Here is a 14,358-nt window from a genome sequence, read left to right on the forward strand (position 1 = left end):
TCGGAAAAACAATATTACCTCTTCACAAATCGGTCCTTTGCGAGGATTTTCTCAACGGCGCCGCAACCGCCAGCCGACAGGCGAAAAACGACGGCGCCCAGCGCGCGGGCATCAAGCCCGCGCCGTGACAAAAGAATGCAAGGGGACATCGGTATGCGTTTGCTCAAGGCCATAGCCGTCGCCGCGTTCGGCTTCGCCCTTGCCTTGTCCTCGGCCATCGCCGAGACGCCCAAGGACACGCTGGTTGTCGCCGACGCCATCGACGACGTCATGACGCTGGACCCCAACGAAGTGGGCGAGGTCGGCGGCGTGCTTGCCTCGAGCCAGATCTACCAGTCGCTGGTCACCTTCGATGTCGACGACCCGACCCGCATCATGGGCCTGCTCGCCGAAAGCTGGACCATTTCGCCTGACGGACGCACCTTCACCTTCAAGATGAACCCGAAGGCGCGTTTTGCTTCCGGCAACCCCGTCACCGCCTGGGACGCCGAATACTCGCTGCGCCGCGTCATCCACCTCAAATCGCGCTCGGCCTTCATCATCGGCCAGTTCGGCTTCTCGCCCGAGAACGTCGATGACCGCATCAAGGCGCTCGACGACAGCACACTGGTCATCCAGGTCGCCGACACCTATGCGCCGAGCTTCCTGTTCTATTGCCTGTCGTCCTACATTGGCGGCATCGTCGACAGCAAGATCGTCAAGCAGCACGAGGTCGACGGCGACTACGGCAGCAACTGGCTGAAGGCAGACAACTCTGCCGGCTCCGGCCCGTTCGTCCTCAGCAAATGGCAGCCGAAGCAGTCGATCCTGCTCAAGCGCAACGACAACTACTGGGGCAGCGCTCCCAGCGTCGAGCACATCCTGATCCGGCACGTCGCCGAAAGCTCGGCCCAGCGCGCCCTGCTCGAAGCAGGCGATATCGACATCGCCAACCGCCTGGCTCCCAACGATTTCGACCAGATCTCCAGCAACCCGAAACTCAGGGTCGTCAACGGACGTTCGGGCAACATCTACTACATGGGGTTGAACGTCAGGAACCAGTACCTGGCCAATCCCAAGGTGGTCGAGGCGATGAAGTATCTGGTCGACTACCAGGGCATCGCCGACACCGTGTCGCGCGGCACAATGGAAGTGCACCAGACGCTGGTGCCCAATGGCTTCCTCGGCGCCATCGCCTACAGGCCGTTCAGCTTCGACGTCGAAAAGGCCAAGGCGCTCCTTGCCGAAGGTGGCGTCAGCGGCGAATTCTCGCTCGACATGGTGGTGTGGGATACCCTGCCCTTCACCGACTTCGCCAAGGCCATCAAGGCGAACATGGCCGCCGCCGGCATAGACCTCAACCTCCAAATCGTCGACGGACGCGAATGGCTGAAGCGCTATCGCAACCACGACCTCGACATCTGGCTCGGCCTGTGGGGACCGGACTACCCCGACCCGCATTCCAATGCCAAGGCCTTCGCGGTCAACAAGCAGGATGCGCCCGACGGCTCCGACAGCCTCGCCGATCGCTTCGGCTGGAAGGCAGGCAGCCTGTCTCCCGACGCCATGGCCGCCGTTCGCGAGCAGGACACCGGCAAGCGCAAGGCCATGTACGAGGCCATCCAGAAGGTGCATACTGACACCTCGCCCTTCATCCTGATGTTCCAGGAGGTCCGCAAGATCGGCATCAGCGCCCGGATCAAGGGCCTTGCCATGGGCACGACCTTCTCCGACGACCGCTATTGGGGCGTGTCGAAGCAGCCCTTCTGAAGCACCTTCGCCCCGGCGCTTGCGCAGTGCCGGATAAACAGGCCAAATATCGTACGAGCAGGCAGAACCGCACTCCACCGGGAGGGGACGGCGCATGCAGGTCGATGTGGTCGATAGCTTCGACAAGCTTGAACCGCTGCGAGAGGACTGGGAGCGCGTCTATGGCGCGGATCCGGAAGCCCACTTCTTTCTGTCGTGGACCTGGATGTCCAACTGGCTGCACCAGGCGAATTTCAGCTGGTTGGTGCTGGCAGTCAGGGCCACTGACGGTCCGGGCCGCTACGAAGCTTTCCTGCCCCTGCAGATCCGCGTCGAACTGGACGAGAAGACCGGCTTTTACAACAGCATCCGCATGGGCGGTTCCTATTTCGCCGTCTACACCGGCTTGCTCTGCGCACCCGACGCGGAGGCAGCAGCCCTGCCGGCTTTCGCCCAACGCATCAAGGCCCTCAACTGGCGAAGATTTCATCTCGACGACCTGTTCATGTCGGACAGGCGGCGTGCGGCTTTCGCCGGATATTTCGAGCCGGATGTCTTCTCAGCGGAGAAAATCGAGCGGCGGCGGCACGTCACGGCCGCCGGCGACGACATCGATCACGACACTTACGTCTATGTCGATCTGCCCGGCGATTGGGAGGCGTTTCTCGACACCAGGCTTGGCCCGAAGATCCGGCGCGATGTCAGGTATTTTCTGCGCAAGACCGACGCGGGCGACGAGTTCAGGATTACTCTAGCCGACACCACCACTGCTGCGAGCGACCTCAATGCCTTCATGCGGTTCTGGCTCGAGCAGTGGTATTCCAAGAGCGAAGGATATGCCCGCGGCATCGTCGACAACTGCCGGAAGATGCTGCCGCCCTGCCTTGCGGATGGCTGCCTCTTTGCACCGGTGCTCTGGCAAGGCGACAAGCAGGTCGGCGTCCATATCGCCTTCATCGACAAGGCAAAGCGGCGGCTGATCTGCTTCCTTGTCGGACGTGACCGCTCTATCAGGAAACCGCCGCCGGGCTTCGTGCTCCATGCCTTTACGCTGCGCTGGGCGATAGCCAACGGCTTCACCGTCTATGATCTGGGAACAGGCGATTTTTCCTACAAATACAGCTTCGGATCGAAAGAACATCGCATCGAAGGCACCAGGATATCGACGCGAAGCGGCAGCAATCTCGGTGGCCGCCTCGATCCCAGGACCACGCAGGCAGCTCTTGGCTGGGTGAAGCGGTTGCGCACCGAGCGCAGGTTCGAACTGGCGGAGAAAGGCTGCCGGCAGATACTGGAGCTCGCGCCGGAACATGTTGAAGCAACCGAATTGCTGGCCGCGTTGCATGACGACATGGCCGGCGATCCCGACATCCAGTTCGCCCGCGCGCAGGATCTCCATCGCACAGGCAATGCGCTCGAAGCATCCCGGCTTTACGTGGCGATACTCGACAAGAACCGCCATCATTTCGGCGCCAACTTCATGCTCGGCATCGCCTGCCTTCAGTTCCGCGAATTCGATGCGGCGGAACAATATCTGCGCCGTGCCCTCGCAACCGATCCCACGCATGCTGTCGCCCAGAACAACCACGGCAACGCCTTGCGCGCGCTGAAGCGTCACGATGAAGCACTGGCTGCATATGGACGGGCAACTGCCCTGCGACCCGGTTTTGTCGAAGCCCACAACAACATGGGTGTGGTGATGCGGGAACTCGGCCGTAGGACCGAGGCATTGGCCTGCTTCGACAGGGCACTTGCCATCGATGCGACTTTTGCGAAGGCCGTTGCCAATCGTGCCGCTCTGGCGACGGCGCCCCACTCGGCCCCGAAATGACCGCCGGCCCGACAGGCTGACGACAAAATGCCGGGCGGCAAGGCCGCCCGGCAGAACTCATCGCGAAATCGATTTGGCGAAATCGGGCTCAGCCACCGGCACCACCTGCTCCGCCAGCTCCGCCGGCACCACCGCCTCCGCCAGCACCGCCGCCACCACCAGCACCGCCGCCACCGCCGCCTCCGCCACCACCAGCACCGCCACCACCAGCGCCGCCGCCTCCGCCTCCACCACCACCGGCGCCGCCAGCTCCGCCAGCACCGCCACTGTCGCCAGGGTCACCACCGGGGGTTCCACCACCACCGGGGGTGTCACCACCACCGGGAGTGCCACCACCGCCCGGGGTGCCGCCACCAGGCGTGCCGTCGCCATTGTCGTTGCCGTCGCCAGTGCTTCCATCATTTCCATTGTTGTTCTCGCTGCCGGCCAGGACCGCGGCGATCAGCGATGTCGTGATGGGCGGGCATTGCGCCAACTGGCCGGACGACATCAGACTGCCCCGGTTGATGGCGATGCAGCACATCTCGAAGTTGCCTTGGGTAAGCGGTTGGCATTGTGCAGCCGTCATCCGCGGACGGATTTCCTGGGAAGACGCCGGTGCTGTGAAGCTGAAGGCCGCAAAGGCGGATGAAAGCAGCAGAATCGTCTGAATCCTGCGTGCGCAGGTCGGGTACGTCGTCATTTCTTCCTCCTGAGGGAAAAAATGCGCCCGTCCCCAAACTGGCGCTATGATCAAATGTCTCCGCGTCGGAAACACTTTGTTAAGCATACGCCCATTCACATCAGGTGCAATCAACTCCCGCATCGGTTGATTTATCTAGCTCTAATGTAATGAATTGGCGGCGCCCCTCAGGAGAAAGCGGACGGCACGTTGAAGTCGCGCAGCCGCATCACTCGGTCGGCCGCGCTCGGGCCGGTCGCATGCCGGGACCTTTCGCCAGCTGCATTCAATGCGGGAAGGAATTGTCCTCGACGATCTGCCAGATCTGGCGATTGATGCCCCTGATCGCCTCGATCGAAGCGCCGATGCGCTGCATCTCGTCGTCGTCCAGCTCCTCATGCTTGCCGTAGCGCACTGAATCCTTGCTGTCGAAGATACGCATGAGCTGGGTACTGGCACGTGTGCCCGTCTCATCGAAGGAATAGATACAGTGGCTGTATTTGTTGCGCAGCTTGCCCTGGTGGGTCAGCTGTTCAGACACGGCCAGCACCGCCTTGCGGCAGACCGGCGAGGTTCCCGCCATCTTGGCGAGGCGCTCGACCAGATCAAGGCGCGCCCGCGTCGTGTTCAGCGTCAGGAAGATGATGATCGCCGTTTCCTTGTCGACGCGGGCCAGCCCGGCGATCAGATGGATGAGCAGGCTCTCGGTGTTGGTCCAGGTGTAGTTCAGCTGGCCAACGGCGAGCAGCACGTCCTGAAAGCGTGGCATCTAGGCCTCATGCCGGCAGCTGGTGCAGCTTGGACGTCTCGCTCGGGCCGCGCTCGCCCAGGTCGCGACGTGCATGATAGATTGCGGCCGCCTCCGTGCGGTTGTGTGCGCCGAGCTTGGTGATGATGTTGTGAAGGTGAATCTTCACCGTGTGCTCCGAAAGGCCGAGCGCCGCTGCAATCAGCTTGTTCTGCAGGCCCCGCGCAACCATGCCCAGGATCTGCAGTTCCCGGTCGGTCAGCTCGTAGAAATCGTCGGCCTCGCCTTCCGGCCGATTGCGCAGCCTTGGCGCCTCGCCGAGTTCGACCGCAACATCGCTGCGCTCAGGCGCGATGATCGGCTCGAACAGCGACAACGGGAAATACTCCCCGCCGCGCAGCACCAGCCGGAGCACCGAAAGCCACACGTCGAGCTTGAGGTTCATCGGCAGCACCCCGCGCACGTTGCGGGCCGTCACCACATCGCGGATCGCCACCTGATGGCGCCCATCCTCCTGGATGAGCATGATCTGTGCGGCTGGATGCAGGCGATGGATCCGATCGGAGTACAGAGCAACATCTGGCAACTGCTGGGCTTCGAGCAGGATCAGTGGCACCGGGCATTCGAAGGATGCGCAGGCCTGCTCCAACTCGCCCACGCACTCCACCCGGAGCCATGGGAATTCACGCTCGATCGCAAAGACCAGCGTCTCCGACACGAAATCGGCAGGGGCAACGATCAACAGGGTCTTGCAGGCTTTTTGCTCGGACACGCCGCTTGCAGACGCGCGGCGAGAGCTGGAAACAGCTACTCGGTACATTGGAACTCCCGCTCTCCAATCGCTAATGCGACCAGCGCCGGGCGCCGCTTCCCGACAACTATTTCTGGATCATATACCAGCTATTAACGCTTCGGTATAAGCAAGACGAGCTATTCCATCTTGCCGCTAGTTCTTCCGGCCTGTGATCGAAGCGTTGCAACAGCTTGCAAAACCGCTCGTTCGATCTGCCCCCAGCGCGCTCTGATACATCATTTGGAATATGATGGTTGCGCCCGAAAGCACTTCGCGCTGATCTGCTTTCCTCTTGCAAATGCAATGCAATTGTTGCTCGGGCGCAGCCGTAGAAAAATAGCCCTGATGGCCTCGATCGACTGTCTAGATCGACACTGCCAATTCTTGCTCTGGATCGCCCGAACAGCCTAGCGCGAACTGTCAGCTTACAATTTCACCGGCCCAGCCACAGACTTTCATGGTTCCGCAAAGCGAGGGCGCGGCGCAACCGGTTTTCCCACATCGTACAATGGCGGCCGCTTCAAGCACCATCATCACGTCTTTGTGAAGAGATCGGATCCGCCCTGCCCCAGAAACCAAGGGAGGCAATGGCCATCCAGTCACGAGCAGGGATCTTTGGCCTTCAGTCCCCTCGGCCACCAGATCCACGCATCCAGACAACAAGCGAATAGAAGCAGCGTCCGCGCTGAGCTCAAGGCCGTGTGAGAGATGAAGACGGTCCGGCAGGCGCGGTCCCAAATGAGGACAAGACGATGTCTGATCGCAACAGCAACAACATCAATACGTTTGGCCTGCAATTCGTAGGCAACGAATTCGATCTCGGCGGTGGCGAGAACGAAAACTCCAACGAGAATGAAAACAAGAGCGAAAACAAGAACGACTCGAATAACGACAACGGCAACTGGAACGATTCCGACAACAAGAACCAGAATGAAAACAAGAACGACTCGGACAACAAGAACCAGAACGAAAACGAGAACAGATCCGACAACAAGAATCAGAATGAAAACGAGAACAAATCCGAGAACAAGAACACCAACGAAAACAAGAACGAGACCAAGGTAGACGTCAACGTAGACGTCAAGGTCGACCTTCAGCACGAAGGCCTGGCGCCGAGCGACAACCACTCTGATAACGATTTCGCCGACATCGACACCGGCGGCGGCAACATCAACGACATGATCATCGCCAAGGACAGCACGGTCTCCTACGATCCGGGCGACGACATCAATTTCAAGGACCTGCTGAACAACTCGCTGAATGGCCAGGGCAACAACACCGCCTTCGTCATGAACCAGGTCGCCAACATGACGGACAACGACACTCTCGGCAGTGCGACCGTCCAGAATACCGGCTCCTTCAAGCAGGACTTCGACGCCAAGGGCGGCTACGCCTCGGCTGGCGACGGCATCAATGCCGGCGGTGGCGGCGGTGGCGGTGGCGGCAACGCCAAGGCTGACGGCGGCGGCGGCGGCGATGGTGGCGACGCTCATGGCGGCAAGGCCGATGGCGGCGACGGCACCGGCGGCACGGCGCTCAGCGCAGCGATCGGCGGCGACACCAAGGGTGACGTCAAGGCCGATGGCGGCGACAGCGACGGCGGCGATGGCAAGAATGACGCCAGCGGCGGCAAGGGCGACGGCGGCGACGGCGGTCGCGGTGGCGACGGCGTGGGCCTCGGTCTCGGTCTCGGGCTCGGCCTGGGTCTCGGCGCCGGCCTCGGCGGCGATGCCAAGTCTGACGGCGGCGATGCCAAGGCCGACAGCGGCGACGCGAAGGCCGACAGCGGCGACGGCGGCAATGGCGCCGACGGCGGCAACAGCGGTGATTCCGAAGGCGGCAACGCCAATGGCGATGGCGGCGACGGCATCGACGCATTCGTCCCGATCGTTCCCATCCTTAACTTCGGCTTCGGCGGCGATGCTGAAGGCGATGGCGGCAACGCCGGCAACACCGGCGGTGGCGGCGGCGGTGGCGGTGGCGGCGGAACCGGCTCTGCGGACGCGGCCTCGGGCGCAGCTGATGCGACCGGCGGCGCGGCCTCCTCTACAGGCGGCGCAGGCAGCGGCACCGGTTCGGGCACCGGCTCCGGCACCGGCGAAGGCACCGGCAGCGGTGGTGGCGGCGGCGGCGGCGGTGACGGCACCGGCGGCGACGCGACCAACGGCAACGCGACCGGCGGCGCCAGCACGGGCGGTCTCGCAGGCGCCTGGGGCGGCGTGGGCGGCAGCGCATTGAGCGGCGCCTGGGCCGATGGCAATGGCGGCGACGCCACGGGCGGCCTCGCATGGGGCGGCGCGGGTGCGGCCGGCGGTGCCGGCGGCACGGCGACAACCGGCTATGGCGGCGATGGCGGCGATGGCGGCATGTGGGGCTCGCAAAATGGCCATGACGGCTACGTCACCGGCACGAGCACTGCGCATTCCGACGTCACGATCGACCCGAGCGCCTTCAACCAGCAGATCGTGATGGGTGCCAACCTGCAGGGCAACACGGTCAACATGACCGTGGTGGGTGGCGACTACCATCACATCCTGACCGGCGAAGACTCGACCGACCACAGCAATCTCTAGCTGACAACAGCCCCGGCTTCGCCACGGCGAAGCCGGGTGCGCAGGCTGCGCGGGGCGTCTCCCCCGCGCAGTCTTTACTGGCCGGTGGGACGAAGACCATGCCTCATCGTGTCTGAACTCCGGGCGGAGGCAAGACCATGTATTCGGCGTATTTCGGTAAGGTCACCGAGGCGATTGCACATTTCGTCGGGCTCTTCGAGGTTGCGAGCGAAGATGCCAGGTTGAAGCAGGCTTATGCGGAGTTCCGGGCCGCACACAAGGCCGACCCAAAACTTGCCGACCACGAAACGCAGCCCGTCAAGGTCGACGCTTCACACCAGATGGAGGACTTCGACCCGCGTGTTCCCTACCTGCCCCTCAAGTGGAACGTCGAAACGACATCGGTCATTTCAAATGTCCACTTCCGGCCCATAGACGTTCCACCCCACCATGGCGCGCAATATCATTCACCAACGCACCATGGCTCAGGCTCGATCCATGGTTCTGAAGGCTTCCACCTCCCGCAGATCGAACCGCCGGGGTCGGTGGCAATCATCCTGAACCAGGAAATCAAGCTCTCCGACAACGACTATGCCAGCGTCGGCGGCAGCGGATTGAAATTCACCCCGGCTCCTGTCGACGACAGCCAGATGCAGGCGCTTCACCAGGCTGCATTGGACATCAATCCCATCGACGACCTGGGCATACCGGGCAACTCGGCCGACATGGCGACATTCGTCACCACCGCGGCGGCCAGGCTCGACGGCTTCGATGCGGACGACCATGGCAACGCCGACATCTTCTGCATCAAGGGCACGACGATCGAGGGCACCTATGTCAACGGCCAGCTCATCGACGAGGCCGACACGCCCAAGGTCGATGATTATGTCGACTACCTGAAGGAAAAGGACAGCACTGCTGAAGGACCCAACGGTCCGCTCGACCTCCACTCCGCACCGACCTCGGGCGATTTCATGCATGGCTGGGGCGTCGGCACGGCAGACCCGAGCGTCGAAATCTTGACCGGCGGCAACACCGTCATCAATTCCGCCGTGGTCGTGAACGACTGGGCCTCGTCAGCGGTCATGGCGGTGATGGGAAATCACATCTCGCTCAACGCCATCATCCAGATCAATGCGATCTGCGACAGCGACAGCGTCGGCAGCGCCATCGGCGGCTGGCCGTTCGACCCTGGCGGCACCGCCGACCAGACCTTCAACATCGCCATGTTCAAGCACATCGACCCGACGGCCGAGGTGACGCCGGCCGAAGCCCCTTCCGGCTTCCCTGCCTACTATGTGGTCACCCAGGTCACCGGCGACCTGATCATGATGAACTGGGTCAACCAGTACGCCTTCGTCACGGACAACGATGTCGCGATCGCCTCCTCGTCGGGCGTGCACACCATGCTTTCGACCGGTGGCAACACCGCACTCAATGGCGTCGACCTCAACGAGCTTGGCCACAACTACGACCTCATCATCGTCGGCGGCCACGTCTACGACGCCAGCATCATCCAGCAACTCAACCTTCTTATCGACAACGACACGATCGGCGCCGTCTCAGGCTTCGAAACGACGGGCCATGGCTCGATCTCCACGGCCGACAACCTGCTGTGGAATCAGGCGAGCATCATCAATGTCGGCACCGGCGCCTATGAGACGCTGCCCGACGCCTACAGGACCGCCGGCGACAATCTCGCCGCCGGCAACAAATCCCTGCCCGACTCGATCCTCCAGGATCCGGCCTTCGCCGGCACGGGCCTTCTGCGCGTGCTCTACATTTCCGGCGACATCTACAATCTGCAGTATATCCACCAGACCACGATCATGGGCGACAGCGACCAGGTTGCGCTCGCCATGAACCAGTATGCCGCCAACAACGATGCCGACTGGACTATCAAGACCGGCGGCAACCAGCTGGTCAATCATGCGACCATCGTCGACGTCGACGGCGCCAACAAGATCTATGTCGGCGGCGAAGGCTACTCGGACGAAATTCTCATCCAGGCAAATCTGGTCTCGAGCGATCCCCATCTCGGCGCTCAGAACCCCGACATTCTCGTCACCGAGGCCGTCGCCTTCCTCGGCGACGGCGCCGACGACACCGGCAGCGCGCACCACACTGATCACCTCACCCCGCAGCCTGCCGATTCCGGATCGGCCGACGTCATGCAGCACATGCTGGGCTAAGCCGTTTCGGAGGACGCGACATGACCGACGACCGCGAACTGGACTGGAGCGGCCTCCAGAACGAACGCGAAGACGACGACGACCGCCAGGGTCCGCGCGAGCGGCCGAGGTCGCTGAACCTCCGCCCAGCCCCCGACGAAAAGCTGTCGGTCGCCGTGGCCCATCAGGAAAAGGCGCTCGACCTGTTGGAGCGCGACATCGACCGCATCATCAGCGATCTGCATGATGCCGCCGGCGACAGGCACGAAACGCCGAAGGCAGCGCGCCATTCCGAGGCAAAGGCGCACCATGAAGACAAATCAGGCGGCGCGCCCCAAACGCCGCACAAGCCGGTCCAGCCAGCAATGGCGATGCCGGCGCCTCCCCCTCCGGAGCGGACCATTCCGGCCTCGCGCCCCCCGGCGCCTGCCCCCGCCGCGATGGCTCCGAGCGTGCCGCCCTCACCGGCACGGCACGCACCTCCGGAGGCCCCTCTTCCCGCCCCCGAACGTCAGAAGTCAGAGGCTCCCGCCCCCGACCGGCAGGCAAAGGACGAAACCGTCGCAGCCGAGAAGGTCGCGCCCCCGGAGCTGCGCATCGTCGAGCCGCAGGCTCCCGCCGCCGAGATGAAGTCGAAACCGGTCGGCAAGATCATCGAAGCCGACAACGGACCGATCAAGGCGCGTGAAAAACTGCCTGATGCCAAGGGCCCCAACGGCGGCGACATCGATGGCGGAAAGGGTGGTGGCGGAGGTGGCGGCGGCGGCGACGGCGTTTTCCACAAGCGCCTCGGCCCGGTCGATTTCTCCGCCTCGCTCAAGGCCGGCCTCAAGGTCGTCAAGCGCAACCTCCTGATCGTCATGCTGTTCACGCTGGCCAGCAACGTGCTGGTGCTGGCGATCCCGCTCTATCTGTTCCAGATTTCCGACCGCGTGCTCACCAGCCGCTCGGTCGACACGCTGATCATGCTGACCATCGTCATCGTCGGCGCGGTCATCCTGCAGACCATCTTCGACGCCATCCGCCGCCTGATCCTGATGCGCACCGCCGTCGAGGTCGCAGCCCAGCTCGGCGCGCCGATCCTGAGTGCTGCCGCCCGCGCAGCACTCCACAGCAACGGCCGCGAATACCAGACGCTGAACGATCTGCAGCAGCTGCGCTCCTTCCTGGTTTCGGGAACGCTGCTGACCCTGCTCGATGCGCCGCTTGCGCCTCTGTTCGTGCTGGCGGTGTTTCTGGTGCACCCGCATCTTGGCTTCATCGTCGTCACCACCTCGCTGATCCTTTTGGTCATCACCATCATCAACCAGCGCTCGACCGCCGGCCCCTTCGGCGAGGCCAACACGCATCTGACCAAGGCCAACCTGCATCTCGATTCGATGTCGCGGAATTCGCAGATCATCAACGCGCTGGCCATGATCCCGGAAGCCGTGCGCATCTGGGGCAAGGACACGGCCAACTCGCTGCGCGCCCAGGTCATCGCCCAGGACCGCAACATCACCTTCGCCGCCCTGTCCAAGGCGACCCGGCTGCTGACGCAGATCACCATGCTCGGCTGGGGCGCGCATCTGGCGCTCGACGGCCACCTGAGCGGCGGCATGGTGATCGCCGCTTCGATCATCGCCAGCCGCGCGCTGGGCCCGATCGAGGGCGCCATAGAGGGCTGGAACCACGTCGTCCAGTCGCGCGCCGCCTATGACCGCATCGCCAGCCTGCTCCAGACCTCGCCGCTCAATTTCGAACGGCTGAACCTGCCGCGACCGGAAGGTCGTCTCGATGTCGAGCGCCTGCTGTTCGTGCCGCAGGGCACCAAGCGTGTCGTGCTCAACGGCATCACCTTCGCGCTGGCTCCAGGGGATTCGCTCGCCGTCATCGGCAATTCCGGCGCCGGCAAGACCACGCTCGGCAAGATGCTGGTCGGCTCCATCCTGCCGACCTCGGGCAATGTCCGCCTCGACCTGATGGACCTGCGTAACTGGGACCAGCGCCAGTTCGGCGAAAGCATCGGCTACCTGCCGCAGGACGTGCAGCTGTTCCCGGCCTCGATCAAGGCCAACATCGCCCGTATGCGTGACGACGCCAGCGACGCCGATATCTACCAGGCAGCGCAGCTGGCCGACGTGCATGAGATGATCTCGACCCTGCCGCATGGCTACGAGACATTCGTCGCCGCCGACGGCGCGCCCTTGTCAGGCGGACAGAAGCAGCGCATCGCGCTGGCCCGCGCCTTCTTCGGCAACCCGCGTATGGTGGTGCTGGATGAGCCCAACTCGAACCTCGACGCGGCCGGCGATGCAGCGCTTGCCAAGGCGCTTCAGCACGCCAAGGACAACAAGATCACCGTCATCACCATCACCCAGCGGCCGGCGTTGCTGCAGAGCGTCGACAAGATCCTTTTGCTGGTCAACGGCACGGTGGCCCTGTTCGGCGCCCGTCAGGAGGTGCTGCAGGCGCTCGCCCAGCGCGGCCTCAGCATCGAAGGCGGCTCCTTCGGTCATCAGATTCAGTAGGCGGGTATTGCCATGAGCGACATCGCAAAGGTCCATGACATCGAATGGTACGCCGACGTGCCGCGCTCCATTGCCAAACAGACCAAGCTCGGCCTGCTGCTCATCCTCATTACCTTCGGCGGCTTCGGCACCTGGGCCTTCACGGCACCACTGGCCGCTGCAATCATCGCACAAGGCTCGTTCGTCGCTTCCGGTCAGAACAAGATCGTTCAGCATCTGGAGGGCGGCATCATCAAGGACTTGCTGGTCAGCGAAGGCGACCACGTCGCCTATGACCAGCCTCTGGTCCGCCTCGACGAAACGGCGGCCCAGGCCACAGAACGGCAGCTCTTCCTAAGGCAGGTGCGCCTCGACGCCATCGCCGCCCGGCTCAATGCCGAAGTGGCGCGCGCACCCGAGATATCGTTCCCCGACGACGTCACCGACAATATCAGCGACCCCGAGATCAAGCCGATCATCGACGGCCAGCAGCGCAACTTCGACGCCGCACGCGGCAAACTGCAGAGCGAGATCGGCCTGCTGCAGCAGAACATAGCCGCCTTCCATTTTCGCGCCGACGGCTACCAGCAGCAGCACGACGCCGTCGAACGCCAGTTGGCGCTCATGAAGGAAGAATATGCCGGCAAGAAAGTCTTGCTCGACAAGGGACTGCTGCGCGCCACGGAGGTCAAGTCGATCCAGCGCGCCATGGCCGACGCCGAAGGCCAGATCGGACGCCTGGCCGCCGAAGTCGCCGAGGCCGGCGCCGAGATCATCAAGCTCGAACAGCAGATCAACCAGACGGAGGAAGCCTACAAGCAACAGGCCCTCGAACAGTTGCAGAACCTCGAAGGCGACCTCGACACGGTCCGCGAACAACTGCGCCAGGCACGCAGCGTGCTCAACCGAGTCACCATCAACGCTCCCGTCGCCGGCACCATCGTGCGCGCCTATTACCACACCGCCGGCGGCGTCATCGAAAGCGGCAAGCCGATCATGGAGATCCTGCCATCCGACGTGCCGCTGGTCATCGAGGCGCAGGTGTCGCGCACCGACATCGACAACGTCCATGTCGGCCAGCAGGCAACCATCCGCCTCACCACCTTGAACCGCCGCACCACGCCGGTGCTCGACGGCAAGGTCATCTACGTCTCGGCAGACGCCATCGCCGACATGTCGGGTCCGGCGCCGCGCGAAATCTATCTCGCCCGGGTCAGCCTTCCAGGCACCGAAATCGCCCGCGTCCAGGGTTTCACGCCCACGCCCGGCATGCCCGCCGAGGTCCTTCTCCAGACCCAGGAGCGGACCTTCTTCCGCTACCTCACCAAGCCGATCGAAGACAGCATGTCGCGCGCCTTCATGGAGCGCTGAAACCACCAGCCGGG

The 14,358-nt window shown here is 63.3% G+C and carries 10 protein-coding genes; 7 read left to right on the top strand and 3 right to left on the bottom strand.

What is annotated here, in order from left to right; all coding sequences use genetic code 11:
* Positions 1 to 153: 153 nt before the first annotated feature.
* Positions 154 to 1,749, top strand: a complete 1,596-nt coding sequence (locus B015_RS0118395; RefSeq protein WP_018429203.1) for an ABC transporter substrate-binding protein — start codon at positions 154 to 156, stop codon at positions 1,747 to 1,749.
* Positions 1,750 to 1,843: 94 nt separating this feature from the next.
* Positions 1,844 to 3,559, top strand: a complete 1,716-nt coding sequence (locus B015_RS31200) for a GNAT family N-acetyltransferase (RefSeq protein ID WP_018429204.1) — start codon at positions 1,844 to 1,846, stop codon at positions 3,557 to 3,559.
* Positions 3,560 to 3,616: 57 nt separating this feature from the next.
* Here the strand turns inward: B015_RS31200 and B015_RS33610 are convergent, their stop codons facing one another.
* The gene (locus B015_RS33610) at positions 3,617 to 3,967 is read right to left on the bottom strand and encodes a hypothetical protein (RefSeq protein ID WP_018429205.1); all 351 of its coding nucleotides are present in this window, start codon (positions 3,965 to 3,967) and stop codon (positions 3,617 to 3,619) included.
* Between the two features lie 2 nt (positions 3,968 to 3,969).
* Here B015_RS33610 and B015_RS33615 point away from each other — a divergent pair, with 2 nt between their 5' ends.
* Complete coding sequence (locus tag B015_RS33615) at positions 3,970 to 4,209, top strand: hypothetical protein (RefSeq protein WP_051091915.1); 240 nt, start codon at positions 3,970 to 3,972, stop codon at positions 4,207 to 4,209.
* A gap of 297 nt (positions 4,210 to 4,506) precedes the next feature.
* On the opposite strand, the gene B015_RS0118415 is transcribed toward B015_RS33615, so the two are convergent.
* Positions 4,507 to 4,989: a hypothetical protein gene (locus B015_RS0118415; protein ID WP_018429207.1), complete on the bottom strand. Its 483-nt coding sequence runs from the start codon at positions 4,987 to 4,989 to the stop codon at positions 4,507 to 4,509.
* Between the two features lie 7 nt (positions 4,990 to 4,996).
* Positions 4,997 to 5,740 carry a response regulator transcription factor gene (locus B015_RS0118420; RefSeq protein WP_018429208.1) on the bottom strand — a complete coding sequence of 248 codons (744 nt, stop codon included), beginning with the start codon at positions 5,738 to 5,740 and terminating at the stop codon, positions 4,997 to 4,999.
* 773 nt (positions 5,741 to 6,513) lie between these two features.
* Between B015_RS0118420 and B015_RS33350 the strand changes: the two genes are divergently transcribed.
* The 4 genes from B015_RS33350 (at position 6,514) to B015_RS0118440 (ending at position 14,344) form a co-directional block, all read left to right on the top strand.
* Positions 6,514 to 8,334 (top strand): hypothetical protein, encoded by a 1,821-nt coding sequence (locus B015_RS33350; RefSeq protein WP_018429209.1) that lies wholly within the window; start codon positions 6,514 to 6,516, stop codon positions 8,332 to 8,334.
* Between the two features lie 137 nt (positions 8,335 to 8,471).
* Entirely contained in the window at positions 8,472 to 10,505 is a 2,034-nt protein-coding gene (locus B015_RS0118430) for a hypothetical protein (RefSeq protein WP_018429210.1), read from the top strand.
* A gap of 20 nt (positions 10,506 to 10,525) precedes the next feature.
* Entirely contained in the window at positions 10,526 to 12,994 is a 2,469-nt protein-coding gene (locus B015_RS31210; RefSeq protein ID WP_018429211.1) for a type I secretion system permease/ATPase, read from the top strand.
* 12 nt (positions 12,995 to 13,006) lie between these two features.
* The gene (locus B015_RS0118440) at positions 13,007 to 14,344 is read left to right on the top strand and encodes an HlyD family type I secretion periplasmic adaptor subunit (RefSeq protein WP_018429212.1); all 1,338 of its coding nucleotides are present in this window, start codon (positions 13,007 to 13,009) and stop codon (positions 14,342 to 14,344) included.
* The last annotated feature ends 14 nt before the right edge of the window (positions 14,345 to 14,358 follow it).

The sequence above is a fragment of the Hoeflea sp. 108 genome, from assembly GCF_000372965.1.
In the GTDB taxonomy this organism is placed as follows: domain Bacteria; phylum Pseudomonadota; class Alphaproteobacteria; order Rhizobiales; family Rhizobiaceae; genus Aminobacter.